Raw genomic sequence first — 24,818 nt, forward strand, 5'->3', positions numbered from 1 at the left:
TTTTGGATGGTGCTGGCTGTAGGCTTCGAACCCACGACCCCCTGTTTACAAAACAGGTGCTCTACCAACTGAGCTAAGCCAGCAAAGGAAAGTGAGCTCATTATATCAATAAGTTTTATAATTGCAAGAATTTTTTTAAAAAATGAATAATTTTTTTTTAGACTGTCTTGGACTTAGGTGTCCAGACCCTTTGACTATGATAAGAAGCAAGATGCGCACTCTAAATATAGGAGACACACTAGAGGTACTTTCTGATGACCCTGTATCTCAAAGAGACATTCCTGCCTACTGTAAATTTATGGGTCATGAGCTTACTCAAGGCTGTGATAATAATCAGTATAAATATAACATTACCAAGTGCAAATAATTACTTTATATCAGATAAATAAAGCTAAGAATTGCCTTTTCTGCTAAAATGCTATTTATTTTTTACACTGTAGTTACGGACTATAGACTATGTCAAATAAATACGACTTACAGACCTTTCAGGGTCTGATTTTTACTTTACAGGATTACTGGATGTCAAAGGGCTGTATGGTAGCTCAGCCTTTCGACCTTGAGGTTGGAGCTGGAACCTCTCACCCAATGACTTTCCTCAGATCAATCGGTCCTGAACCTATATGCTGTGCATATGTACAGCCTTCAAGAAGACCTACTGATGGAAGATATGGTGAAAACCCTAACAGATTACAGCACTACTATCAGTTTCAGGTTATTTTAAAACCTTCCCCTGATGATATTCAGGATCTGTATCTTGGTTCTTTAAAAGAGCTTGGCTTTGATCCTACAGTCAATGATATACGTTTTGTTGAGGATAACTGGGAGAACCCAACCTTAGGTGCTTGGGGCTTAGGCTGGGAAGTCTGGCTCAATGGCATGGAGGTATCTCAGTTTACATACTTCCAGCAGGTCGGAGGACTTAGCTGCTATCCAGTAACAGGCGAGCTCACCTATGGTCTTGAGAGACTGGCCATGTACATTCAAGGCAAGAACTCAATTTACGATCTTGTATGGGCCAATACCAAAACCGGTGTTGTTACCTACGGAGATATATTTCACCAGAACGAAGTTGAGCAGTCAGCTTATAACTTTGAGCATGCTGATACTGAATTCCTCTTTAAGATGTTTGATCAGATGGAGCAGGAGAGCAGTAATCTACTAGCTCTTGAAAAGCCACTGCCATTACCTGCATATGAGAGAATTCTAAAAGCAGCTCACTGCTTTAACCTTTTAGATGCACGCCACGCAATTTCTGTAACAGAAAGACAAAGATATATTCTTCGTATCAGAACATTATCAAAGTCAGTTGCAGAGGCTTATTACAAATCTCGTGAAGCTCTTGGTTTCCCAATGTGCTCCAAATAACAGACTAAAAGGATTCAACAATGTCTAACAAAAATCTTTTACTAGAGCTGGGAACTGAGGAGTTACCGCCAAAGTCTTTAAGAAAACTGTCTACTGCACTTCTAGACGAGTTTACCAAAAGACTTGATGGTGCAGGCTTAAAGTATGATGAGGCAAAATGGTATGCCACACCTCGCCGTCTGTCTTTATTTATAGCCTCCCTTGATGAAAAGCAGGAAGATAGAGAAATTGAAATCAAAGGTCCATCTGTCAAAGTTGCTTATGATGCTAATGGCGAACCAACCAAAGCAGCACTAGGCTGGGCCAACTCCAATGGTGTTGATATTAAAGATGTATCTACATTAAAGACTGAGAAAGGCGAGTGGCTTTATATCAAGTCCTTAAAGAAAGGAGATGATACAACATCTTTAATTCCTCAGATGTTCAAAGAATCATTAGAGTCTTTACCTATCCCTAAGCTCATGCACTGGGGCGATAAGAAAGAAGAGTTTGTTCGTCCGGTACATACACTGTGCATGTTATTTGGATCTGATTTAATTTCTGGCACCATATTAGGTCTGCAGAGCGGTACCAAACTACTTGGTCATAGGTTTATGGGTAAGCAGCAGGTCGAGCTTACATCAGCCGATAACTACCTTTCATTATTAGAAAATGAAGGTTACGTCATTGCAGATTATGAAAGACGTAAAACTATGATTAAAGAGCAGGTAATTGCTCTAGCAAACTCTATTGGTGGTCAGGCAGATCTTGATGAGGATCTACTTGAAGAGGTAACATCATTAGTTGAGTACCCTCACGCATTTTTAGCATCATTTGAAGAGAGATTCCTACAGGTTCCTTCAGAAGCTCTTGTATACACCATGAAGGGCGATCAGAAGTATTTCCCAATTTATGATGCACAAAACAAGCTATTGCCTAAATTCATATTTATTTCTAATATCAACCCATCAGATACAACCTCACTCATATCTGGTAACGAGAGAGTAGTAAGACCAAGACTGTCAGATGCAGAGTTCTTCTTCAAGACAGATAGAAAACACTCACTAGAATCATACTTTGATAAATTAACCAATGTTATTTATCAAAAAGATATTGGTACTATTGCCTACAGATCTGAAATTGTAGAACAGGTTGCAGCTTATATTGGCGAACAAATAGGCGCAGATCAGGCTCTGTGTAAAAGAGCTTCTCATCTGGCCAAATGCGATCTGGCAACAACACTTGTTAACGAGTTTACAGATACCCAGGGTATTATGGGTATGCACTATGCAAGACTCGACGGTGAAAATGCTGATGTTGCAGATGCTATATTTGAACAGTACCTGCCAAGATTTGCAGGCGACAAGGTACCAACTGGCAAGGTTCAGATCGCTCTAAGTCTTGCTGAGAAGATCACTACCTTAGTAGCAATTTTCGGAATTAATCTTGCTCCTAAGGGAGATAAAGATCCTTACGGTTTAAGAAGAGCTGCAATTGGCGTTATTCGTATTATGCTAGAGAACAAGCTAGATATGAATCTTAACAAGTTGCTGTCTTTCACCTATGACCTGCTAACTAAGAAGATGCAGTCCAAGACAACTGTAGCAGATGTTTCAGATTATGTATTTAATAGATTAAAGGCCTACTATAAAGACCTTGATATCGGTGCTGAAATATTCAATGCAGTATATGCAAATACACCAGACTCAATCTTAGATTTTGACAAGCGTGTATATGCCGTTAAAGAATTTAAGGCATTAGATGCAGCATCTGATCTTGCAGCTGCCTACAAGCGCGTTGCTAATATTCTTTCTAAAGCTGAGAACGTAAGTGATTCTATCAACGAGTCACTGTTAGAAGATAGCAATGAGAAACAACTTGTAGAACGCTTAGCTGCAATACTACCTGTTGTAAGCTCATACTATGAGAAGAAAGATTATCTTCAGGCTCTTTCAACTCTCTCAGAGCTGCGTGAAGATGTAGATAACTTCTTTGAGAATGTAATGGTAAATGTTGAAGATATTAATATCAAAAATAATAGACTTTCAATACTATTAAATCTCAAGATGGTTCTTGCAAAGACCGCAGATATTTCGGTTTTATATTAAGCTTTATATGGAGAGTGGCTTCAGCCACTCTCTTCTTTTGTAAACAATGTTAATTTAACTCATATATCCCACCTATCTAATTTACAAATTATTATCAACTTTGTTAAGAAATTTTGCTGTAAGACTTTTCTCTATAACTCAACACCACTAAATTACTACGTGCTTAAGTTTTTAATGACAGTATCAGTCGGCATATTATCCACCATAAATAGAAAAGTACTACAAATTTTTACTTAATGTTAAACATCAGGTCGTAGGAAATTGCACACTAAGAGATATAATTGTTTTAGCTTCATCATGCGAAGATGGAGATGCAATGATATACTCCCCTTCACAAAATTAAAATCAATATGTTCAGATAGATCACCGCAAGAGAGTTTCAACTATCTTAAGATTTATTCCTGCCATTACAGACGGATGCATAATGTTTTGAATTCTTATTTTCTTCTTAAGTTCACTAAATAAGAGTCATACACTGGCTATCTGCATTAAGACTATTGAAAATCGACAATCAGTTTTCATCAATTGTTCCACGAGGAAAACTATCATACTCAACTAAACTAGCCGGTAGTTAATATATAAATATAATGCAATACATACAATATTCCAAATCTCTGCAGTTTCCTTTTCCATTATCAATCAAATAACCTGGGAAAGACTGCAGTGGATACATTATTTAATACAATAATAAACATAAATACTAGATATCGTTCCACGTGGAGCATATTATTTGGTGGTATTTTTGCAAACATTTGCAATGGTTGTTCGATACACTATTGTCCCAAGTGAATAATTGATTTGTAGTTGAGATTAAGAAAATTGTAATCATGATTTAATAAAATTCGATAGCGAACTTCCACGTGGAACAAGTTTTCTAAATATAACCATATATGTATACAGATTTCTATCCTTGTAAAAGTAATTCTGCATAATCTCCATGCTGTATGGTTATAATGTTAGCTTACGCTTTACATTATTGATATACCAATAAATAATTGTAAATACTGGTGTGAAAATTTCAATTACATATTAATAATAATTAGAATAGAAGAACTACTTGTGAATAGTTCATATTAAGATTAAAGTCTAATATTCAACTTTTGAAAGAGGAAAACTGTTCACAAACTTTCATATACACATTCTTATACTATACCAGGATCAGGAATTCATGCTACTTTAAGTTACTCAGATCCTCTGCTCCACGTGGAACATAATGCATATAAAAAACTTCTCTATATACATTTATATTATCTATCATTTAAGATGTCATTTAAGAACTATAACTGCATCGTCTAATTTTCAATATCTTAATTTAATAGATAAAGCGCTTATTGTGAAAAAAATAAATCTACAGTAATTATTGGGATCAAATATCTTATATGTTCTATTTAGCAATCACAAAGTACATTTAACACTTTGTTTCAATATTCATAGTTTAAACATTTTTAATATTGATTTCTTTCCAATATGGTAGATACTTATGGTATTGAAATTTATAGTCCACGTAAATATACGAATAATAACTCTATTAGAATGGAGCTACGCATAATTTCGAGTTGGATTTTTAATCACTCTATATTTAGATCTTTAGTTTTACTACCTATACTGTTCCACGTGGAACATAAATTACCTACCTTGTATCTATAAAGTTTAAAATGAAAAATAGTTAAAATAATCAACTATTAACTTATCTCTATCTGAGTGAATCTAATCACTATTTTTAAATATATAACCTCAGAAATTTGATTCATTATAAGTGCGCTGTTTAACTGGATTTATTAATACTTAAGTGAAACTACAAAATTAATCGATGTACTTATCATTATATAATTCTGATAAAGATTAATATTATATTGAATGATTATCTGCTAATTCCTTAGAGCTAATACAAATATTCTTATATGTAAAATTACTGAAACTAAATTTTAATTAAGTATATATGTATATCCGACCAGAATATTTTTATTATAATTAATATTGGAAAGATCAATTTTTAAAAAAAATTGAGTTTAATATTTGTTTTGTTCCTATATCTGCAATTGAGTGACTTGATGTTCCACGTGGAACACCACCCTACTTACCCGCGTTAATGCTATATTTTTAGAGAAAGTCCATACGGATTAGTGTTTAAGTGACTTATATTTTTACTTCATTCAAACAACACACCACAATTATTATCTATGCTAGTGCCAGCAAAAGCGAGGCAAGTCTGTCTTGAGAAATGAGATTTTCGGAAGGATGGAGTTTTAGAGCCTTTTTTATATAAAACTCAGAATTAACTAATTTAAGAGGCTCAAGACCCATAGCTTTTATAATGGTATCTATAGTATCGGCTTCTTTTTTCCTTTGGTTGTTGTAATTGTCAATGGCTGATTTTACATCAAGTACGTCATTATCCTGAGCTGATAGCCTTGTAGACTTAGGAGTATAGATATCAGCATTTTCAAAGTAATTTATGTAAAGCGTCTCCTCTTTGCTAAGGCACAAAGGCATAACCATGGCCTTGTTAAGATTTAATGAGATCTGATTGGTTGTCATGTTTCAGCCGTTAGGATCCAACATATGCACTGTATCTCTTTTTGACTGTCCAGTAATCTTCTGAGTATGAATAAATACTAATGATTTCTTTAATATCCCCTCAAGATTGGAGGTAGAGTTAATGTCTCTGTCTGCAACAAAATAACACCTCTGTACGTTATACCGCTCTTTGAGTATCTCAATAGTAGGAGCAACCTGTTTAAATTCAGAGACATTGCCACGGAATACAGCAAAATTAATAGGAACACCCCGCTCATCTATTATCAGTGAAACTGAGACAAGAGGTTGACTGAAACGAGCCTCTTTTGATGGACCGCGCATATGGTGTGTGTTGTAGATAAAAATTTAATTTGGCGCAAAAAGGTCCCATTCAGGCTAGGAGACATTTTATATATTACTTAAGTGCTAAACGCAGGAGATCTGCATATATTAATAAAAATTTGTATTATAAAGATAAATTGTGAGTTTAATATTTGTTTTGTTGCTATATCTGCAATTAAGTGACTATATGTTCCACGTGGAACACATCCCTATTTAAGGGGTAGTAGTGTGATCTCAAGAGTCAGCGGATTTATTAATTAACAGCTGCATTAATTATGATTATTAATAAAAAACCGAACTGCTAAAATATAGGAGTTCGGTTTTGGAATACTCGTTAATAGATTTAAAATGTAGAGTAGTATTTTTTAATTTTATTAGATATCAAGTGTAGCCTGATCTGAGTTCTCAGAAATAAAGGTTCTTCTGGCCTCAACCTCATCACCCATAAGTTCTGAAAGAATACGATCTGCTTCCATTGCATCCTCAATAGAAACGCGTAATAAAGTACGAGTATCTGGGTTCATTGTTGTATCTGACAGCTGCTCTGCTGACATCTCACCCAGACCTTTATAACGCTGAATCTTTACGCCGGCAAAACCCTCATTCATTAAGGTGTTGTATGCATCATGGAAGTTTTTAACCTCAAACTTTTTGGAGCCAGACATAACATAGCCACCCTCTTCTACTAAGGTACCAACCAAAGTATTTAGTTTTTCAAGCAGGTGATAATCAGTTGAGTGCATGAATGACTGAGTCAACTTGTATTCATAGTCAATGCCATGAATATGATGAATAATAACTGGCTGATTAATACCGCCATTTAACTCATCTTTTTCAATTCTGTACTTATAATACACACCCTCATTTGACTGAGATGGTAGTGTTTTTACAAAGTTTGCAGTCCACTGATCTACATATTCTGCATCTGCAAGTTTAGACTCATCTAGTAACTGAGAGTAAATGAGATTAATGATGATATCTTTATGTAGCTTAGAGGACAGTCTTGGCATAACTGAGAATAACTTATTGTATTCTGTAAACAGCTTCTCCAGTGGTAAACCAGAAATTGGTGCTGCCTCAGCATTTACATAGAGGGCAGAGTTTTCAATTGCTAGAGTTGTTCTATACTGTAAAGCCTCTTTATCAGACTGTACATACACTGCCTGCTTGCCTTTCTGATATTTATAGAGAGGTGGCTGAGCAATATATACATATCCACGCTCAATGATTTCTGGCATCTGTCTATAGAAGAATGTAAGCAACAGAATTCTAATATGAGCGCCGTCAACGTCAGCATCTGTCATGATGATAACATTGTGATATCTGAACTTATCTGGATTGTACTCATCCTTGCCTACACCACAGCCTAGTGCTGTAATTAATGTTCCTACTTGTTGTGACTGAATCATACGGTCAAAACGTGCTTTCTCCACATTTAAAATCTTTCCTCTTAAAGGTAGAATTGCCTGGAACTTAGAATCGCGACCACCTTTGGCAGAACCGCCAGCAGAGTCACCCTCAACAATAAAAAGTTCACATAAAGCAGGATTTTTCTCTCTACAGGAGGCAAGCTTATCAGGTAATGAGTTTACATCAAGTTTGCCACTCTTACGTGATAAATCACGAGCCTTGCGCATAGCATCCCTTACGCGGGCTGACTCGATGATCTTCATGCAAATAGACTCAGCCTCTGCAGGGTTCTCTTCTAAGAATTCCTTTAGCTTATCAGACATAGCATTAACAACAGCAGAGGAGGCCTCAGAGCTTACAAGCTTGTCCTTGGTCTGTGAAGAGAATTTAGGATCAGGCATCTTAACAGAGATAACTGCTGTTAGACCTTCACGTGCATCGTCACCCTGTGTGCTAACCTTATGCTTTTTGGTATATCCCTGTTCTTCAAGGAATGAGCTGAAGGTTGTAGTAACAACACGCTTGAAACCAGCTAGGTGTGTACCACCATCTTTCTGGGGCACATTATTGGTAAAGCAGAAAATTGATTCAGAATAGCCATCTGTCCACTGCATAGCTACTTCAATCTGAATGTTACCTTCACACAGCTTAGTTGTATGGAAAATCTTATTATTTAAAGGAGTCTTACCTTTATTGAGGTATGCAACAAATTCCTGAATACCTCCTAAATGGTGGAAGGTATGGCTCTTAGCAGGAGTTTCACGCTCATCAGTAAGAATAATCTTTATACCTGAGTTTAAGAATGAAAGCTCTCTTAATCTCTTGGCTAAAATCTGATATTCAAAGTTTGTATTGGTAAATATACTGTCAGATGGATAGAAACGTACCTCAGTTCCTGTCTCCTCAGTATCACCTATAGCTTTTAAAGGGGCCTCTGGATTACCGCCATTTAAATAGGTTTGCTGCCAGATTTTGCCTTGTCTTCTGATAGTTAAGACAAGCTTATCTGAAAGAGCATTAACAACAGAGATACCTACTCCGTGCAGACCACCTGAAACCTTATAAGAGTTTGAGTCAAACTTGCCACCAGCGTGTAACACTGTCATTACAACTTCGGCTGCAGATCTTCCCTCCTCAGGGTGGATATCAACAGGAATACCACGACCATTATCTTTTACGGATACAGAACCATCATCGCAGATAGTTACAAATATTTCAGTACAGAATCCAGCTAAAGCCTCATCGATTGAATTATCAACGGCCTCAAAAACCATGTGATGTAAACCAGAACCATCATCTGTGTCGCCTATGTACATACCAGGACGCTTTCTTACAGCCTCAAGGCCGTGAAGAACTTTAATACCTGAGGCGCCGTAATTTGAATCTGATGATGACATTTTTACCTCTTTAGTCTAATAATTCTTTATATTACCGTCTGTTAATTCAAAATAGTTAAAATCATTACTCTTAGGCAATACAATATCATTGGTAATATTTGTAACAAATACCTGATTGCGACATTTTAATAAATGGCTTAGAAGGATATTCTGAGAGTTTGAATCTAACTCAGAATTAAGATCATCTATAAGATATATGCAATTGATACCAGAGAGCTGTTTTAATAATATTCCTTGAGCCAGCCTCATCGCGCAAACCAATAACTTTAATTGCCCACGAGATAAAGTAACACCTGCAGCAACCGAGTTAGATTTAATCTTAAGATCTGCACGGTGACAACCGTAAAAAGTATACCCTAAAACCCTATCTTTTTCAATGTTTTGAGCCAATAAAGAGTACAAATCGGTACCATCATCATAGCCCTTGGTCATGTAAAATTTGAAGGAATATTTAGGCAGAAATTCACTTAGTATTTGTATTAGTAATGGCTCTAAAAGTTTGAGATAATCTGAGCGTTTTTGATTTATGGAATCTGACAGATTAACTAACAGGTTATCCCATACCTGAATTTCATTATAAGAAGCATTTGACTTTAAAAGAGCATTTCTTTGTTTCAAGATACGTCTGTAATCTAACCACTGACTTTTAAATTTCTGATCATGATAATACACACCCCAGTCAATATAATTACGTCTTAACTCAGGACCCTCTGTAACCAATTCATAACTCTGCGGATGAATGATTTGTACAGAGATATTATCAACAAGATCAGTAAGTCTGGTTACAGGTTTAGAATCTATTAAAATTTTAGTATCTGCCCCCCTGTCCTTTGAGACACCAAGCTTTAAAGGAAAATCACTGTTATCTGGTACTATCTCTGCGTAAATATTAAAGGATTTAGAGCCACTTTGAATCAGATACTGATACGGTACCTTTTTAAAGGATCGGGATAAGGACAGGTATGAAATAGATTCAAGAATAGAGGTTTTTCCACTGCCATTCTTACCATAGATTATGTTAAAAGTGGCAGCGGGTGAGAAGTCTACGTAGGATAGATTTCGAAAGTTAGAGACTAAAAGCCTTTTAATTAACATATAAAAGGTGTAGTTAAATTAAACTACAACTCGTGAAATAACATACTTTGCTGTTACTCCACAATCATTGTCATCATAGCTCTCTGCTTCAATCATAGCATGTGCTATTGGCTGAGAGAAACTGAACTTGACATTCTGACTGCGTATGACATTCAGGGTCTCATTCACATAAGATGCATTTAGTGAAATCTCAACTGGCTCATTGTCATTACTGATTTCTAATTGAGCAGTAGCTACCTCATGCTCTGAGTTTTCTGATCTTAACTGCAGTGAATTATGATCAAAGTTCATAGTAACGCCATTTAGTCTCTTTGAAGATAGAATGGCAACAGATGAAATCAAATCATTGGTCTGAGCACGTGGCACAATATATGTAGTGAAAATCTTTGGTATAACTGCTCTTACATTTGGATAACCGCATATGAGCAGTTTTGATGACAGACGAGTATTATTGATCTGTGTTACTAAAATGTTCTTTGAAAATGAAAGCTCTACTAGATCATCTGTAAAGCTAAGCAGTTTGGATATTTCAGTAGCACATTTTTTAATCAGGCATACACCAAGAAATGATTCTACAGGCACATCAAGAGTGGTTTCTAAAATAGCCATTCTATGACCATCAGATGTGAATACAGATAAGGTACTGCTATCAGCCTCTAGTCTGATGCCTTTTAGATAATCTCTAAAATCATCGGCAGAGACGCAGAATGCAGATCTGTCTATAATTGATTTAAGTTTTTTCTGAGATAAAACGATTTTTTGTGTAACATCTTCCTCTTCAAACACTGGGAAGTCTTTGGCACTTCTTACTCTAAGCACAAACTCAGAAGTACCTGAGGTAATAGTCATCTCATCTTCAATTACTGAAAAATGAACATTGGCAGTATTAGGCATTTTAGACAAAACCTGTGTAAGCTTAGATGCATTAACAGTTGTCTCACCCTCAATAACAGACATGCCGTCATCAACCAGGGCTAAAGTTGTAGTCATCTCAAGACCATAGTTGGTTGCTCTTAAAACAAGTTCTCCATTTTGAACTTTAAGATAAATATTCTGAACAATATCGTCCTTATTTGTACTGCCGGCAACACTAGATAATTGAGTTACTGTTTTATATATAACCTGTACTGGTAACTGAAATTTCATAACTGTTCTCTACGATTAATATTAATACTATTATTTCTTTTTTAGTGAAAGCTCAAGACTATGATATCTTGCTGCAAAATCTGCATCTTTAGAAATTTTTGTTCTTATCTTTTTGATAGCCTCATGCACAGAAGAGTGATCCTTATGGAACTCGGCACCTATAGATGACAGTGAGCTATTTGGAATGAGCTCTCTTATAAGTGTCATGGCAATAGATCTTGCAAGAGATATATTGCGCACTTTCTTGCTGGACATCATATCTTCTATACTTACATCCATTTCCTCAGATACACGCTTTTTAATGGCATCCATAGATAAGGACTGATTTGAGATACAGATCTGGTCACTGATAATTCTGGCTATATCATCTATCTTTAAACTGCCGCAGGCCTCAATATGGGTATTTAAAGTTTTTATTGCGCCTTCTATGTCGCGAACATTAGACTGAATGTTCTTGGCAATATAATCACAGACATCATCAGGAAGATTGATATTCATTTCCTGACATTTACTCTTGATGATAGCGCTTCTTGTCTCTGTGCAAGGTGATATTACCTCTATACAGACTCCTGAACCAAATCTTGTAGTCAGTCTTGGTGAGAAATTTGTAAGGTTGGCAGGAGCCACATCAGATGCAAGTACCAGATGACGACCTGGTCTGTCAATAAAGTCTGAAATAATATCAAAAAATGTGTCTCTGGTTTTTGGACTTGATGCAAACAGTTGCACGTCATCCACAATAAACACATCATAAGCAGTATAAAGACCCTGGAAGTCAACATTATGTCCAATCTGCATAGATGCCACATAATGTCTTAAAAATTCTTCAGCTCTTACATAAAGTACCTTTACTTCAGGTTTGGTCTGTTTGATTCTGTTTGCTATAGCAAGCAGGAGGTGAGTCTTGCCAAGACCAGATGCTCCATGAATATACAAAGGATTGATACTTTGATTGCCAGGTGTTGTAGCTACTTTTAAAGCTGTGGCATAGAGCATCTTATTGTCTGGATCTGTAACATAATTTTCAAAGGTCTTATTTGGATTGATATGGAACTTTATATCTAAACCGTTAGCTACACTTTGCTGAGTCCTGACTTTTGGTCTGGCAACATTCTGGTTTACATGAGAGTTATTGAAGTTCTGTTGAGGAACCTGTGTAAAATTGTTTACCTGAAAGTTGTTATGCATAGGATCAGTATGCTGCATGGAAAAATTCATTCCAGGTGCAGAATACTGAGATACTGAAGAATATGGGTTGTAATAGCCTCCAAACTGATTTATACCAAGATTTGAAGGTTGCTGCATACTCATATCTGCCATTGGCGCCTGAGGCATATTTGTATTTGCAAGTAATGATGGTGGCTGCTGAGCTAGAGGCTGAGACATAGGCTGCTGCCCCATGGTGTTAGCGGCACTCTGCTGACCAAAATCAAGTGAGTTTTGTCTGTTAGGGTCAACAGCTTCAATTGAAAAACCTACATCTGTTCTGCCTATAAGACGGCATACTTCATCTATAAATGCTTCACTAAATGGTAAAAACTGAGTATATATAAACTTGGATGTACAAAGGAACTTGATCTTCCCATCTTCAAAGGAAAGATTTACCTGATATAAAAAAAGTTGAATAATAGCTATGTCTTTTGGGTCTTGCTTCGTTGAAAGAATGTTCTCTACAGCTTTATTCCAAATAAGAATAGGATCCATGCTAAAACCTAGATTAAATTATTGTTCCGTAAAATATTAAGATCATACCATATTACGCATCTATCCTAAAGATATTATATTGCAGTATTAATTTAAAAAAATGATATAAGATATTGTTTTATAATAAATATTTTAAAAATTTAAAAACACGTATAGTGGTCTTTTTGTAAACTGTTTAATAGCTTTTTATAGTGTCTTTATTAACATGATGAAAAAATGAAAAAATTAGCGTCAGCAATAGTGTACAGTATTGCCATAACTGAAAATACATTGTAGAATAATCCGTTCATTATGTACTTACAAAGTACTAAACTTGCAAGAAAAACTAAGACGGTAGAGTACACCGTCTAATTGGAGTTACACAAATGAAGCGTACTTTCCAGCCAAATACACAGAAGCGCAAGCGCACCCATGGTTTCCGTGTTCGCATGCGTACTGCTGATGGTCGTAAGGTTTTAGCCCGTCGTCGTGCTAAAGGCCGTAAACGTTTAACCACAGTTAATGGCTAATAACACCTTTCCTCGTGAGGCTAGAATTCTAACCTCCGAGCAATTTGATAAGGTATTTAAAAACAACACTGTCCGTGCCAGCGCACCTGGAATCGTTCTTCTAGCAATAAGGAACGATGTGGAATGTTCGCGGCTCGGACTTGTTGTACCAAAAAAGGTCTTAAAGCGCGCTGTTTGGCGAAATAATGTTAAACGCGTTGTCAGAGAGACCTTTAGAGTTTCTAGGGGATGCCTACCTAATATAGATTTAGTATTTATTGCTAAACCAAAGATAGGTGAATTAAGCAACATCGAACTGAGTTGTACATTAAAGAGACTATGGCACAAAATCTCTCGCCAATTGGACAATCAGCAATTCTGATGATTAAAACCTATCAGGCGGTATTAAGTCCGTTGCTTGGGCAACGTTGCCGCTTTTATCCTAGCTGTTCGCAATATACACTTGAAGCTATAGAAGAATGGGGTCTTATCAAAGGGGTTTATCTTGGTGCTAAAAGACTGAGCAAATGCCATCCTTTACATGAAGGCGGGATAGATCCTGTACCGAGAAAATCAGAAGAACACAACTAAGTGCCTTTGGGGCTGTACAGATGGAACAACAAAGAAATTTACTACTTATCCTTTTTCTAACCTTGTCTATGTTCTTATACTGGGCATGGGAGAGCGATAAACTCAATGCTATAAAAATGGCTGAGCAGCATGCAGCTGCAGAACTTATGAAAGAAGAAGTTCTTGCTAACAGTTCTATCTCCAAATTAGTTGAGTTAAAGAACGATGTATTATCGCTACAGATCAACCTTGCCGGCGGCGACATTGAAGATGCCAAGCTTTTAAAAGTCGCACAGGAGCAGGGTAAGGATGATCCATTTCATCTGTTAATGACTGAGCCTTCTTTTGTCTATCAGGCACAAAGCGGTTTAGCCGGTAAAGATGGTCCAGACAGCAAAGAGAGACCTCTTTACACATCAACTGCCAAATCATACACCATGAAAGATGGTGAAGACAGCGTAAGTGCAGTTCTTAACTACAACAAAAACGGTGTTGACTATCAGAAAATTATTACTTTGAAGAAAGACTCATACGTAATTGACGTAGAGTACAAGGTAAAGAACAATACTGATAAAGCTCTTTCAATGGCCTTCTTCGGTCAGTTAAAGCAGACTGCTGATATTGAGCAGCAGTCAAATGCAGGTGCTTTTGGCATGGTTGCCGGTGCATATAGAGGTACTGCCTACTCAACTCAGGAGAGCAGATACGAAAAAGAGACCTTAGATGATATTATCGATCTGTCAAATGACAAACAGAATATCAATGTAAATACCAAGGCCGGCTGGGTTGCCATGATTCAGCACTACTTTGTTGCCTCGTGGATCGGTGGTGAGAATACTGACAATGTAATCTATACCAGCGCATCTAAGGATGACAGAGATGCCATTATTGGTATCAGAACCAAAGCAACATCAATTGAAGCAGGATCAGAGCACAACTTTAAGGCTCAGATGTGGTTAGGTCCTAAATCACAGGACATCATGGCAGGTGTTGCACCAAACCTCGATCTGACTGTTGATTATGGCTGGCTATGGTTCATCTCTATTCCTTTATTCAAGATTCTTGAATTTATTCAGAGCTTCGTTGGCAACTGGGGTTTCTCAATTATCTTGTTAACATTAGTGGTACGTACCTGTCTGTTCCCACTGACTAAAGCTCAGTATACATCTATGGCCAAAATGCGTCTTTTAACACCAAAGATGCAGGAGCTGCGTGAAAGATATAAAGATGACAGACAGAAGTTAGGTCAGGAAACTATGCGTCTGTATAAGACAGAGAAAGTAAATCCTCTTGGCGGCTGTCTGCCTCTGTTAATTCAGATGCCTATCTTCATTGCCCTGTACTGGACACTGATGGAGTCAACAGAATTACGTCACGCCCCATTTATCGGCTGGATTACTGACCTTTCTGTATATGATCCATACTTTGTAACACCTATTTTATATGGTATTTCAATGTTCTTTATACAGAAGATGTCACCTACACCTGTAAATGATCCTGTACAGAGAAAGGTTATTATGGCCATGCCATTAGTATTTACCTTTATGTTCTGTACCTTCCCTGCAGGTCTGACACTGTACTGGCTTGTATCTAACCTATTTACAATCCTGCAACAGGTTCTGATTTACAAATCACTTGAAAAGCGTGGTTTACACGTTAAAAGCTAACTATGTCTTTTGATGATACTATTGCAGCAATTGCCACTGCGCCTGGGCGCGGTGGCATTGCCATTATTAGGGTCTCAGGAAATAAGGCCCTTGAAGTTGCAGCCAAGATTGCCCACCTTGAAAATATCAAACCAAGACTTGCCTACTTTCGTAAATTCTATGATGGAGAAAATCCAGTTGATGAGGGTCTTGTTCTTTATCTGAAAGGACCTAACTCATACACAGGAGAGGACACCATAGAGTTTCAGGGGCATGGTGGCAATATTGTTCCTCAGCAGGTTTTAAGTGCTGTTTTAGCTATTGATGGTGTGCGTCAGGCAGAGCCTGGTGAATTTACCCGCAGAGCTTTTTTAAACGGCAAAATAGACCTGACTAAAGCAGAGGCTGTAGAGGATCTCATATCAGCAGGTTCCAACAGCGCAGCAAAAGCAGCTCTTGCCTCATTAGATGGCGAGTTTGCCAAATACCTGCATAATCTTACAGAGCTTCTTACCAACTTCAGAGTAAGAATTGAGGCCTGCCTTGATTTTCCTGAAGAGCACGAAGATTTCTTCGATTCAGGCAAGGCTGAAAATAATTTAATCGAAATTAAAAATATAGCTAATGAGGCACTGTCTCTTGCAGGTCAGGGCGTAAAGCTAAATGAAGGAGCAAGAATTGTACTTGCAGGCTCACCAAATGCTGGTAAATCAAGCCTACTAAATGCTCTTGCCGGCTCTGATAAAGCTATTGTAACCAATATACCAGGTACAACCCGAGATACTCTGACTATCAATATAGAAGTTGAGGGTATACCTGTTACTATAACTGATACAGCAGGAATCAGAGATGTACCTGGTGATGAAATTGAAGCTATAGGCATTAATAAGGCCATAGATGAGCTTAAGAGATCTGATTTGGTATTACTGATGATAGACAGCTCAATGGAGGCTCCTGAGGCTAAAAATACTCTGGATAAAATAATAAGTCTCTCTGGTGACAACCGTAATATTCTTATTGTTAAATCCAAAACCGATCTGTTGCCAAACAGCTCAACAGAGCAGCTTTTAAACAGTGAGGATTTTATCTGTTATAAGCAGGTAAACTGCTCAACAAAGATCAAGGATGGTACTTCAGATCTATATACAGCTCTTGTTGAGGCGCTTGGAATTATACCAGCAGAAGGTGTATTCTCTGCCAGAAGGCGCCATACCAATGAGCTCAACGAAACAATAGAAGCAATAGACAGAGCCATTGATATGCTTAAGTTTGGTGATTTGGTTTTATGTGCAAGAGAGCTGTCAATTTCTCAGAATCATTTAGGAATGATTACCGGAAAAGTTACTTCAGATGACCTTTTAGGTAAGATTTTCTCTACATTCTGTATTGGAAAATAAAAGGTGCTCAGCACCTTTTATTTAACCTCTTTTTTAAATTTAGATATAAAGTCATCCAGCAACACTTCTAAATCCATTCTTAAATCATTGACTAAAGACTCATATCCATCTCCACTCATTTCTCTTGATATAACTCTCTTATAATCAAAAATGTGCTTCTTTTGCTTATCAATACTTATCTGTATTGAAGTGTGCACTGTACCATCAGTTCTGCCATTGAATTTAGATATGTAAAACTTATATTTGAGCTTGTCACTCAACTGCTCCTGTATAAGTCTGTCTTCAATTATGGCTGAAATCTGTCTTGATATTGGCTCAGCCCATTTATTATTTATAGCCTCGACAAATGACACATCTGAAGTCTGCATAACAATGCCATTACAGTCAAGATGAGTTGCCATAGACAAAGAGACATCATAATTATTATCAAGATCATAGTTTTGCACATCTGATGTTATAAGATATCTGTTAAAGCTGGCTGTTGAGCTGCAGGCAGATATAAACAAGGCAAATACTGATACAAATATAATTCTGTACATTATTTATTCCTCTTGGGTTCAATATCCTTAGTGCTGTCGCCAAATATAATGCTGTTAGGATTGTTTGACAGCTTATCTAAAGTAGGATTTAAATCATTTAACAGACTCTTTATCTGCTGACTTAAGTTTTCTAAATTTCTGGCAATATCTGAGTCTGGTCCATAGTTATTTACAGTTTTACTTAAATTATTAAAGGCTCTGTTGATATTCTGAATAACATTGTCCTTCTTAAGATCTGTGGAGTTGACAGAGAAGTTTTCCATAGCCTTATTAACAGACTTTAAGGCTGCTATAAGCTCATCTGATACACCCTTGACATCAAACTTCTTAACCTCAACTAAAATTTCATCAACTCTTTGCTTGATGTCACCTTCAGTTGTAGAAGGAATAACCTTATAACCTCTGTACTCTTTAGTATATGCCTTACATTTTTTATCATTGTAGGTAAGAGATATAAGCTTCTCACCAGTTAAAAGGTTGGCAGGCTCAATATTGGCACACAGAGTCTTTGTTCTTAAATGGGCATCAAAAACCTGCTTTACTCTATATGAGTTGACATCACTTATATCAAGAGCAATAAGAACTGGTATATATTTATTGTCTGAAATCAGATCGATAATATTATTTTCATAAAAATTAGGCTGCAGTACTTTACCAATATATAAGCCTTTAAACAGTACAGGAGAGGAGATATTTATTCCGCCTACTGTATCTTTTACCATTACCACGTATTTTATGGCATCATCAAGGGTTGAGAGTTCTGCAGCATCTCTGTTCTTATATAAAGGCAGTGTATCTCCATCTTTAAGAGTTATTACTGATGTGATATTGTCATTTAAATCATCAAAAGCTATACCACCACGGATAATGTTATCAAGAGACTCGGTATTTACTTTAAAACCCTCAGCTCCAAAGCTTATATCTATACCGCTTGAAATCCAGAATCTTGAGCTTTGACGTACAAGAGCCGAGTATGGCTCTTTAATAAATACTCTATATCTTAACATCTGCTCTTTAAAGTCAAACTCAGAACTTACTACACTACCTACAGGAATACCTTTGTAGGTAATCAAATCATTATTGTTAAGCCTTGTGCCGGCCTTGGAGTGCAGTGTCAGATACAAGCCATTTTCATTGTTTCTGGTTGAAGGAGGCTCATCTAAAATATCAAAAACATTAGCTTTTTGCTCAGACTTGCCTTTCATCATTTCAATGTAAGGACCTGAGAGCAATGTATCAAGACCAGATATACCAGTATTCTCAACACGTGGTTTCACAACCCAGAACAAGGAGTCCTGAGCCAGCAAATCATCAGTATTAGGCTCCATCTGCACTGTAAGAATGGCATTGGTATATTCATCATCTAATGTTACATCTATCACTCTGCCTACAGGTACAGAACGAAGCTTTAGCAGTGTTGTACCTTTTACAATACCATCAGCTGAGTTGATCTTAAGTTCTACCTTTGGACCTCTGTTTATGGTGTTATCCCAGATCATGATAAAGGTAAAGATTAAAGCTAGAACAGGGAGTAACCATACTGGGTTTATCTTAGACAGGCCTTGTTTTAATTTAAGATTTTTTGCTTCCATTTATATTGTTATCCCAAATCAAACGCTGATCAAAGCTCTCAGCAGCAAACATTGTAATTATCACAACAAGACAAAAAGATATGACGGCAAATCCAGGATTAATCACCATAACACCGGTAAAACGCACAACAGATGTCATGATTATAACTACAAAAACATCTATCATTGACCATTTTCCTATAAAACATACTATTTTATAAAGTCTTGTTGCGTGTATAGGTCTTTTAACAGTTCTGAACCTTATTACATAGAGTAAAAAGGCCATAGACAGTATTTTAAAAATAGGAATAAAAATAGATGCCACAAGAATGATAATTGCGACAAACTGACTGTTCATATTCCACAAAGATATAACACCCTCAATAATATTTGATCCTGTATTGTTGCCAAGATAATCTGTAAACATGATTGGATACAGATTTGATGGCAGATACAGAATTATTGAAGCCAACAGCAGAGCCATAACCCTTTGAAAATAGTGTTTTTCTCTTATTGCAGCATCAGTTCCACAGCGAGGGCACTGTGCATTATCTGTATCTGAATTATAAAAACAATTATGACAATGTCTGCATAAAATCAAAGATACATCTATACCGCGCAATCCTTTATGCTCTGATTGTATAGAGCTTTGACTTATAAGATCCCATACTTTGTAGGGATGGCATTTTGCCCAACATAAAACAAGCATAATGGAAAAAATAAGCGCCAGAATAAAGCCAGAATGAAAATCTACTGTACTTAAGGAGGTAAGTTTTATAAGACTTACAAGAACAGCAAGAATAAATACATCAACCATGCAAAAGGCATGAGATATAGTATAGATATTGGCTATAAATATATTTGGTTTTACATTAAATAAACCTATAGCTACCTGTATAAGAAGCATAATAACCGGCAGCATAAAGGTAAAGAGAAACAGAAAATAAAGAAGCAAAGACCAGTCTGTTTTTAAGATAAAAACCATAGATATAAGTTCTATGGTATGAGTGATTCCTAAGGATGATACTGAAATAAATGGCTGAAAAATTGATATAATAAGAATGATCAGGGCACTTAATGCAAAAAAACCTAATTGCTTAAAATCAAGTAAACTGCGCGACTTTAAATTTGATGAGCAGACAGGACATGTATGCTTCACACCTTGATTTGGTATATTTACTATATAGTCACACGTTTTACATAAGGTTAAAAAACTATCAGAGCTAGTTTTATTTTTATCAGACATTAATTATCTATAACCTGCAAGTTTAACAACTGTGTTGCTTTGTAAAGATCTTTGAACATCTATAATACGCTGATTTGTAGACCCTCTAAAATCAATTTCATAGGACTTGAGTGTATCTACAAAAGGACCGTCCACGATGACATCAAGCAACTTCAAAAGTTCTAGCGTTTGTGGATTTTTAGCAAGCTTATCAAAAGTATAGCCAGAATATGACCATAATGAATAATTTTGTTCTTTTAAAATTTTTGAGAGGATAATTAAAGGTTTAACCTGTAAAAAAGGCTCACCACCTGAATAAGTGACACCCTTTATAAGAGGGTTTTCTTTAATTTCATTGTATAGGACACGAAGAGAAACTTCTATTCCGCCATCAAGTGGCTGTGACTGTGGGTTATGGCATTCTTTACAATGTAAAAGACAGCCCTGGGTAAAAATGGTGTATCTTATTCCAGGGCCGTCCACTATGGATTCAGATACAGCACCTGCTATACGCAGCGAGGTACTGTCTAATATACCTAAATCCATATCTTCCCTTTATACATGCTGATGCTTTACTCTGTCGTGCACTTCAGCACGCTTGGCATTATTAAATCTGTCTAATGTTCCTACGAGGTAGCCTGTAACTCTTCTGATTCTCTCAAACTTTACTCCCTCGCCTACAACTCCATTACGTGGATGTAATCTAGTTACCATTTTTTTATTTCTCCAAAAAAAACTAACCTTTACATATACACTCAACGCCTATCTTGCTCAAACGCTCGATAGTTACACCTTCACCATCATGTCGTCCACATTTTGGGCACACATCATTGATGACACCAACAAATCCGCATACAGGACAGCGATCTACAGGGTGATTAATAGAACCGTATCCCACGCCGCAGTCTTTCATATATAAGATAATCTGCTCAAAGGCCTCAGTATTTTTAGTCAAGTCTCCATCCATCTCGACATAGGTTATAGAGCCGGCATTGCACAGCTCATGGAATGGGCCTTCAATTTTAATTTTTTTAGCAGCAGATATATCATAGTACACCGGTACATGGAAACTATTGGTATAGTAATCCCTGTCTGTAACACCCTTTATCTCACCATATCTGTTTTTGTCCATCTTAACAAAGCGTCCGGACAGACCTTCAGCTGGTGTTGAAAACAGTGAGAAGTTTAACCCTGTTTTCTGTGTCTGTTTGTCTGTAAGATCACGCATATGAGATAAAATCTCGTAGCCTAATTTACATGATTTTTCAGACTCACCATGATGATAGCCTGTAAGAGCCACTAAAGCCTCGGCAAGACCAATAAATCCTACAGATAAAGATCCATTTTTTATAACGTCACGTATGGTGTCATCCATAGACAGTCTGTCAGAATCAATCCATACACCCTGACCCATTAAAAACGGATAGTTATAAACATGTTTCTGAGCAATGATTTCAAAGCGATCAAGCAGCTGATCAAAGATCATATTAACTACATGATCAAGTGACTCATAGAATTTACTTATAGATCCGTGAGCCTCAATAGCAAGTCGTGGTAGATTAACTGTGGTAAATGACAGATTGCCACGACCTGGAATTACCTGTTTTGTTTTATCATAATCATTGCCAAAGACTCTGGTTCTGCATCCCATCAGAGCCACTTCAGTCTCAGGTCTGCCCTCAACATAATACTGTTTATTATAAGGTACATCGAGGAATGAGAAGTTAGGGAAGAGTCTCTTGGCTGAAACCCTGCAAGCAAGCTTGAACAGATCGTAGTTTGGATCGCCCTCTTTGGTATTGATACCATCTTTTATCTTAAAAATCTGTACAGGGAAAATAGGTGTTTCACCACCGCCAAGACCTGCCTCTGTAACTAAAAGCACATTGCGCATAATCATGCGTTGCTCTTTTGTTACACCTGTTCCATAGTTAATTGATGAAAAAGGAACCTGTGCACCTGCTCGTGACTGCATAGAGTTTAAATTATGAATCACAGCTTCCATAGCCTGATAGGTTTCTCTGTCAGTAAGCATCAGTGACTCATTTAAAATATATGCTACAGCCTCATCATCACAGTCATAGCTATTTTCCTTTAATAATGTTACAAGGAAGTCTTTAATTAAAAGCTGAGCCTCATCAGACATTATGGTACCAAGCTTGTGATAAACCTCCATACCATAGTCTGTAAGTCCACTTGTATCAATATCATTGCAGCGCATTGATATGCATGTAACTTTAGACAGATGCTTTAAGTATGAAACCACAACATAAGGTGCCAGATCATACTCAAACATAGGAATTGACTGACCGCCGTGCATATCATTCTGATTTGACTGAATAGCGATACAGCATAATGCAGCAGCTGACAATATAGATTTAGGCTCACGCAGGAAACCATGTCCTGTAGAAAAACCGCGTTTAAAAAGATCTTTTAAACTTATCTGACAGCAGTTGATAGTTAAAAGATAAAAATCCAGATCATGAATATGAATAGTACCATTGCTGTGAGCTAAAGCATGCTCTGGCTTTAATACATATCTTTTTACGAAATCTTTGGCACCTTCAGAACCAAAACGCAGCATCAGACCCATAGGAGCATTTGCATCAATATTGGCATTTTCTCTTTTAAGATCCATATCGGCTGTTGATTTTGATGTCAGATCTCTATAAATTCTGGTCAAATCCTCATTATAGGTTCTGACATTGGTTCTCTGCTGTCTGTACAGAATAAAATTCTTGGCCTCAGCTGCCAGATCGTGTTTGATTAAAACCTTTTCAATGATGTTTTGTGTGTTTTCAACTGAAGGTGTTCTTGAAACATCAGCTTCAATAAGAGATACAACTTCAGCTGTCAGATCTTTAATTAAAAGTTCTTCATGCTCAGTTATTCCATCATCAGGATGGACAGAGATCAGAGCCTTTCTTATTGCATTAGCAATCTTCAATTGATTGAAAGATACCTTTCTGCCATCTCGTTTTACAATAAACCTGATCATAACACTCTCAATTTAAGATTAAAAAAACATCAATATTTCAGATATTTATTTATTTTTGTACGTATATAAAAAACAGTAAATTAAAAAAAATTATCATCTTATTATAATTGTAAAATTTGTAAATTAAAGTTGAATAATTGTTGTTATGGTCTTTACTTTTTTAAAAGACCATACGCATGGTATTTGAGCAAATAAAAAAAATTATTATGGTTTAAAGGGCAAAATGAAGTTTGATATCTTCTGTAAAGTTATAGACAACTATGGTGATGCAGGTGTCTGTTTAAGACTATCTCGAGGTCTTATACAAAAAGGTCATACAGTAAAACTTATCTGTGACAATACACAGACTCTCAATAAAATAGCCAATGACAGCGACAAAAATCTTATAGATATGCAAAACTGGTCAGACAACCTTACATTTAATGATACAGATGTAGTTGTCCTGGCATTTTCATGCAGACCTTCAGATGAGGTTATCAACAATATTGCCAAGAGCAATGTGCTTACTGTAAATCTTGAGTATTTAAGTGCCGAAAGCTGGGTTGAGGATTGTCATGGCTTAAGATCCTTTGCTGACAATCTTAACTGCTATTATTTCTTTCCTGGTTTTACCAGAAAGACAGGCGGTCTTATTATAGAAGATGATTTTATTGCCAAAGTAAGCAATAAAAAACTTACAGATACAGACAATACAAGATATATAAGTCTTTTTAGCTATAAAAATGACAATTTAAAAACAGTACTTAAAATACTGTCCAAATCCAAAAAACACAATATAGTTACAGTGTTTGAAGGTCTTGCTCTTGATAATCTCAATGCTCTTTTAAATATAAATCTCAAAGCAGGGCAGAGCTATAGCTTTGAAAACTTTACATTTAATGCGCACTCCATGGTTCCTCAGCCCCAATATGATGACATTCTTATAAACAGCGATTTAAATCTGGTTAGAGGCGAAGACTCCATTGTCAGAGCTATGCTTACAGGCAATATCTTTTTATGGCAGATCTACTATCAGGAAGAAAACGCCCATATTATAAAACTCAATGATTTTATAGACAGAATGGGTGAGGCAACTGATGCAGATCCTAAACTTTTTGATATGTTCAGGACACTCAACAATATGTATAACAGCAATGGGACTATAGATCCAGAAAATTTTAACTATGACATTTTTGAAAATAACTTTAAAATTCAAACACAAAAATGGTCAGAATATCTTTTAAATCAGCCATCTCTTACAGATTCACTTATAGAGTTCTGTGCTAAAAAGATCTAGATGCAATTTACCTATATCTTACAAATATTGTATATATCTGCTAAA

General features: G+C 36.5%; 21 protein-coding genes and 1 tRNA gene. 9 read left to right on the forward strand and 13 right to left on the reverse strand.

From position 1 onward, the window contains the following. Window positions 1-7: 7 nt before the first annotated feature. Window positions 8-83 (reverse strand) — tRNA-Thr (locus DRZ93_RS12230). A 59-nt stretch (window positions 84-142) separates the two neighbouring features. On the opposite strand from DRZ93_RS12230, the gene tusA reads away from it, so the two are divergent. From tusA to glyS, 3 genes are all read left to right on the forward strand, one after another. Beyond that, window positions 143-367 carry a sulfurtransferase TusA gene (tusA, locus tag DRZ93_RS12235; protein WP_113743374.1) on the forward strand — a complete coding sequence of 75 codons (225 nt, stop codon included), beginning with the start codon at window positions 143-145 and terminating at the stop codon, window positions 365-367. Between the two features lie 89 nt (window positions 368-456). Next, complete coding sequence (glyQ, locus tag DRZ93_RS12240; RefSeq protein WP_113743373.1) at window positions 457-1,365, forward strand: glycine--tRNA ligase subunit alpha; 909 nt, start codon at window positions 457-459, stop codon at window positions 1,363-1,365. Between the two features lie 20 nt (window positions 1,366-1,385). Further along, window positions 1,386-3,452 (forward strand): glycine--tRNA ligase subunit beta, encoded by a 2,067-nt coding sequence (glyS, locus tag DRZ93_RS12245; RefSeq protein WP_113746696.1) that lies wholly within the window; start codon window positions 1,386-1,388, stop codon window positions 3,450-3,452. A gap of 2,178 nt (window positions 3,453-5,630) precedes the next feature. Here glyS and DRZ93_RS12250 read toward each other — a convergent pair. From DRZ93_RS12250 to DRZ93_RS12275, 6 genes are all read right to left on the reverse strand, one after another. Then, window positions 5,631-5,990, reverse strand: a complete 360-nt coding sequence (locus DRZ93_RS12250) for a hypothetical protein (RefSeq protein WP_113743371.1) — start codon at window positions 5,988-5,990, stop codon at window positions 5,631-5,633. A gap of 3 nt (window positions 5,991-5,993) precedes the next feature. Continuing rightward, window positions 5,994-6,311, reverse strand: a complete 318-nt coding sequence (locus DRZ93_RS12255; protein WP_113743370.1) for a transposase — start codon at window positions 6,309-6,311, stop codon at window positions 5,994-5,996. 374 nt (window positions 6,312-6,685) lie between these two features. Then, the gene (gene gyrB, locus DRZ93_RS12260) at window positions 6,686-9,118 is read right to left on the reverse strand and encodes a DNA topoisomerase (ATP-hydrolyzing) subunit B (protein ID WP_113743369.1); all 2,433 of its coding nucleotides are present in this window, start codon (window positions 9,116-9,118) and stop codon (window positions 6,686-6,688) included. A gap of 15 nt (window positions 9,119-9,133) precedes the next feature. Further along, window positions 9,134-10,213, reverse strand: a complete 1,080-nt coding sequence (gene recF / locus DRZ93_RS12265) for a DNA replication/repair protein RecF (RefSeq protein ID WP_113743368.1) — start codon at window positions 10,211-10,213, stop codon at window positions 9,134-9,136. A gap of 18 nt (window positions 10,214-10,231) precedes the next feature. Next, on the reverse strand, window positions 10,232-11,359 hold the full coding sequence (gene dnaN, locus DRZ93_RS12270) for a DNA polymerase III subunit beta (RefSeq protein ID WP_113743367.1): 1,128 nt from the start codon (window positions 11,357-11,359) through the stop codon (window positions 10,232-10,234). A gap of 30 nt (window positions 11,360-11,389) precedes the next feature. After that, a complete protein-coding gene (locus DRZ93_RS12275) occupies window positions 11,390-13,063 on the reverse strand; it encodes a chromosomal replication initiator protein DnaA (protein ID WP_113743366.1) in 1,674 nt (557 codons plus the stop codon). A 365-nt stretch (window positions 13,064-13,428) separates the two neighbouring features. Between DRZ93_RS12275 and rpmH the strand changes: the two genes are divergently transcribed. From rpmH to mnmE, 5 genes are read left to right on the forward strand one after another with little or no spacing between them, the layout of a single operon-like run. Then, entirely contained in the window at window positions 13,429-13,572 is a 144-nt protein-coding gene (rpmH, locus tag DRZ93_RS12280) for a 50S ribosomal protein L34 (protein WP_113743365.1), read from the forward strand. Then, a complete protein-coding gene (rnpA, locus tag DRZ93_RS12285; RefSeq protein WP_113743364.1) occupies window positions 13,565-13,933 on the forward strand; it encodes a ribonuclease P protein component in 369 nt (122 codons plus the stop codon). The genes rpmH and rnpA overlap by 8 nt, the downstream gene beginning before the upstream one ends. After that, a complete protein-coding gene (gene yidD, locus DRZ93_RS12290) occupies window positions 13,891-14,142 on the forward strand; it encodes a membrane protein insertion efficiency factor YidD (protein WP_113743363.1) in 252 nt (83 codons plus the stop codon). The genes rnpA and yidD overlap by 43 nt, the downstream gene beginning before the upstream one ends. 20 nt (window positions 14,143-14,162) lie before the next feature. Next, window positions 14,163-15,788: a membrane protein insertase YidC gene (gene yidC / locus DRZ93_RS12295; protein ID WP_113743362.1), complete on the forward strand. Its 1,626-nt coding sequence runs from the start codon at window positions 14,163-14,165 to the stop codon at window positions 15,786-15,788. A gap of 2 nt (window positions 15,789-15,790) precedes the next feature. After that, entirely contained in the window at window positions 15,791-17,164 is a 1,374-nt protein-coding gene (gene mnmE / locus DRZ93_RS12300; RefSeq protein ID WP_113743361.1) for a tRNA uridine-5-carboxymethylaminomethyl(34) synthesis GTPase MnmE, read from the forward strand. A gap of 17 nt (window positions 17,165-17,181) precedes the next feature. Here mnmE and DRZ93_RS12305 read toward each other — a convergent pair whose 3' ends face one another. The 6 genes from DRZ93_RS12305 to DRZ93_RS12330 are packed head-to-tail and all read right to left on the reverse strand — an operon-like array spanning window position 17,182 to window position 23,497. Further along, window positions 17,182-17,703 carry a PqiC family protein gene (locus DRZ93_RS12305; RefSeq protein WP_113743360.1) on the reverse strand — a complete coding sequence of 174 codons (522 nt, stop codon included), beginning with the start codon at window positions 17,701-17,703 and terminating at the stop codon, window positions 17,182-17,184. Continuing rightward, window positions 17,703-19,295: a PqiB family protein gene (locus DRZ93_RS12310; protein ID WP_113743359.1), complete on the reverse strand. Its 1,593-nt coding sequence runs from the start codon at window positions 19,293-19,295 to the stop codon at window positions 17,703-17,705. Before DRZ93_RS12310 ends, DRZ93_RS12305 begins: the two co-directional genes overlap by 1 nt. Further along, window positions 19,276-20,520, reverse strand: coding sequence for a paraquat-inducible protein A (locus DRZ93_RS12315; protein ID WP_113743358.1), 1,245 nt, complete (start codon window positions 20,518-20,520; stop codon window positions 19,276-19,278). Before DRZ93_RS12315 ends, DRZ93_RS12310 begins: the two co-directional genes overlap by 20 nt. A 3-nt stretch (window positions 20,521-20,523) precedes the next feature. Then, complete coding sequence (nrdG, locus tag DRZ93_RS12320; protein WP_113746697.1) at window positions 20,524-21,045, reverse strand: anaerobic ribonucleoside-triphosphate reductase activating protein; 522 nt, start codon at window positions 21,043-21,045, stop codon at window positions 20,524-20,526. A 9-nt stretch (window positions 21,046-21,054) separates the two neighbouring features. Then, window positions 21,055-21,213, reverse strand: a complete 159-nt coding sequence (nrdD, locus tag DRZ93_RS12325; RefSeq protein ID WP_113743356.1) for an anaerobic ribonucleoside-triphosphate reductase — start codon at window positions 21,211-21,213, stop codon at window positions 21,055-21,057. A 22-nt stretch (window positions 21,214-21,235) separates the two neighbouring features. Beyond that, window positions 21,236-23,497, reverse strand: coding sequence for an anaerobic ribonucleoside triphosphate reductase (locus DRZ93_RS12330; RefSeq protein ID WP_113746698.1), 2,262 nt, complete (start codon window positions 23,495-23,497; stop codon window positions 21,236-21,238). 223 nt (window positions 23,498-23,720) lie between these two features. Here DRZ93_RS12330 and earP point away from each other — a divergent pair, with 223 nt between their 5' ends. Then, window positions 23,721-24,773, forward strand: a complete 1,053-nt coding sequence (earP, locus tag DRZ93_RS12335) for an elongation factor P maturation arginine rhamnosyltransferase EarP (RefSeq protein WP_113743354.1) — start codon at window positions 23,721-23,723, stop codon at window positions 24,771-24,773. The last annotated feature ends 45 nt before the right edge of the window (window positions 24,774-24,818 follow it).

It is taken from the genome of Anaerobiospirillum thomasii (genome assembly GCF_900445255.1).
In the GTDB taxonomy this organism is placed as follows: domain Bacteria; phylum Pseudomonadota; class Gammaproteobacteria; order Enterobacterales; family Succinivibrionaceae; genus Anaerobiospirillum_A; species Anaerobiospirillum_A thomasii.

What these genes read in the sequence shown, in the direction of transcription:
- earP (WP_113743354.1), top strand. Translation starts at nt 23,721, where the DNA reads ATGAAGTTTGATATCTTCTGTAAAGTTATAGACAACTATGGTGATGCA.
- DRZ93_RS12275 (WP_113743366.1), bottom strand. Translation starts at nt 13,063, where the DNA reads ATGGATCCTATTCTTATTTGGAATAAAGCTGTAGAGAACATTCTTTCA.
- DRZ93_RS12330 (WP_113746698.1), bottom strand. Translation starts at nt 23,497, where the DNA reads ATGATCAGGTTTATTGTAAAACGAGATGGCAGAAAGGTATCTTTCAAT.
- DRZ93_RS12255 (WP_113743370.1), bottom strand. Translation starts at nt 6,311, where the DNA reads ATGCGCGGTCCATCAAAAGAGGCTCGTTTCAGTCAACCTCTTGTCTCA.
- DRZ93_RS12310 (WP_113743359.1), bottom strand. Translation starts at nt 19,295, where the DNA reads ATGGAAGCAAAAAATCTTAAATTAAAACAAGGCCTGTCTAAGATAAAC.
- DRZ93_RS12250 (WP_113743371.1), bottom strand. Translation starts at nt 5,990, where the DNA reads ATGACAACCAATCAGATCTCATTAAATCTTAACAAGGCCATGGTTATG.
- nrdG (WP_113746697.1), bottom strand. Translation starts at nt 21,045, where the DNA reads ATGGATTTAGGTATATTAGACAGTACCTCGCTGCGTATAGCAGGTGCT.
- glyQ (WP_113743373.1), top strand. Translation starts at nt 457, where the DNA reads ATGTCAAATAAATACGACTTACAGACCTTTCAGGGTCTGATTTTTACT.
- gyrB (WP_113743369.1), bottom strand. Translation starts at nt 9,118, where the DNA reads ATGTCATCATCAGATTCAAATTACGGCGCCTCAGGTATTAAAGTTCTT.
- glyS (WP_113746696.1), top strand. Translation starts at nt 1,386, where the DNA reads ATGTCTAACAAAAATCTTTTACTAGAGCTGGGAACTGAGGAGTTACCG.
- rpmH (WP_113743365.1), top strand. Translation starts at nt 13,429, where the DNA reads ATGAAGCGTACTTTCCAGCCAAATACACAGAAGCGCAAGCGCACCCAT.
- yidD (WP_113743363.1), top strand. Translation starts at nt 13,891, where the DNA reads ATGGCACAAAATCTCTCGCCAATTGGACAATCAGCAATTCTGATGATT.
- DRZ93_RS12305 (WP_113743360.1), bottom strand. Translation starts at nt 17,703, where the DNA reads ATGTACAGAATTATATTTGTATCAGTATTTGCCTTGTTTATATCTGCC.
- mnmE (WP_113743361.1), top strand. Translation starts at nt 15,791, where the DNA reads ATGTCTTTTGATGATACTATTGCAGCAATTGCCACTGCGCCTGGGCGC.
- yidC (WP_113743362.1), top strand. Translation starts at nt 14,163, where the DNA reads ATGGAACAACAAAGAAATTTACTACTTATCCTTTTTCTAACCTTGTCT.
- rnpA (WP_113743364.1), top strand. Translation starts at nt 13,565, where the DNA reads ATGGCTAATAACACCTTTCCTCGTGAGGCTAGAATTCTAACCTCCGAG.
- tusA (WP_113743374.1), top strand. Translation starts at nt 143, where the DNA reads ATGAATAATTTTTTTTTAGACTGTCTTGGACTTAGGTGTCCAGACCCT.
- dnaN (WP_113743367.1), bottom strand. Translation starts at nt 11,359, where the DNA reads ATGAAATTTCAGTTACCAGTACAGGTTATATATAAAACAGTAACTCAA.
- DRZ93_RS12315 (WP_113743358.1), bottom strand. Translation starts at nt 20,520, where the DNA reads ATGTCTGATAAAAATAAAACTAGCTCTGATAGTTTTTTAACCTTATGT.
- nrdD (WP_113743356.1), bottom strand. Translation starts at nt 21,213, where the DNA reads ATGGTAACTAGATTACATCCACGTAATGGAGTTGTAGGCGAGGGAGTA.
- recF (WP_113743368.1), bottom strand. Translation starts at nt 10,213, where the DNA reads ATGTTAATTAAAAGGCTTTTAGTCTCTAACTTTCGAAATCTATCCTAC.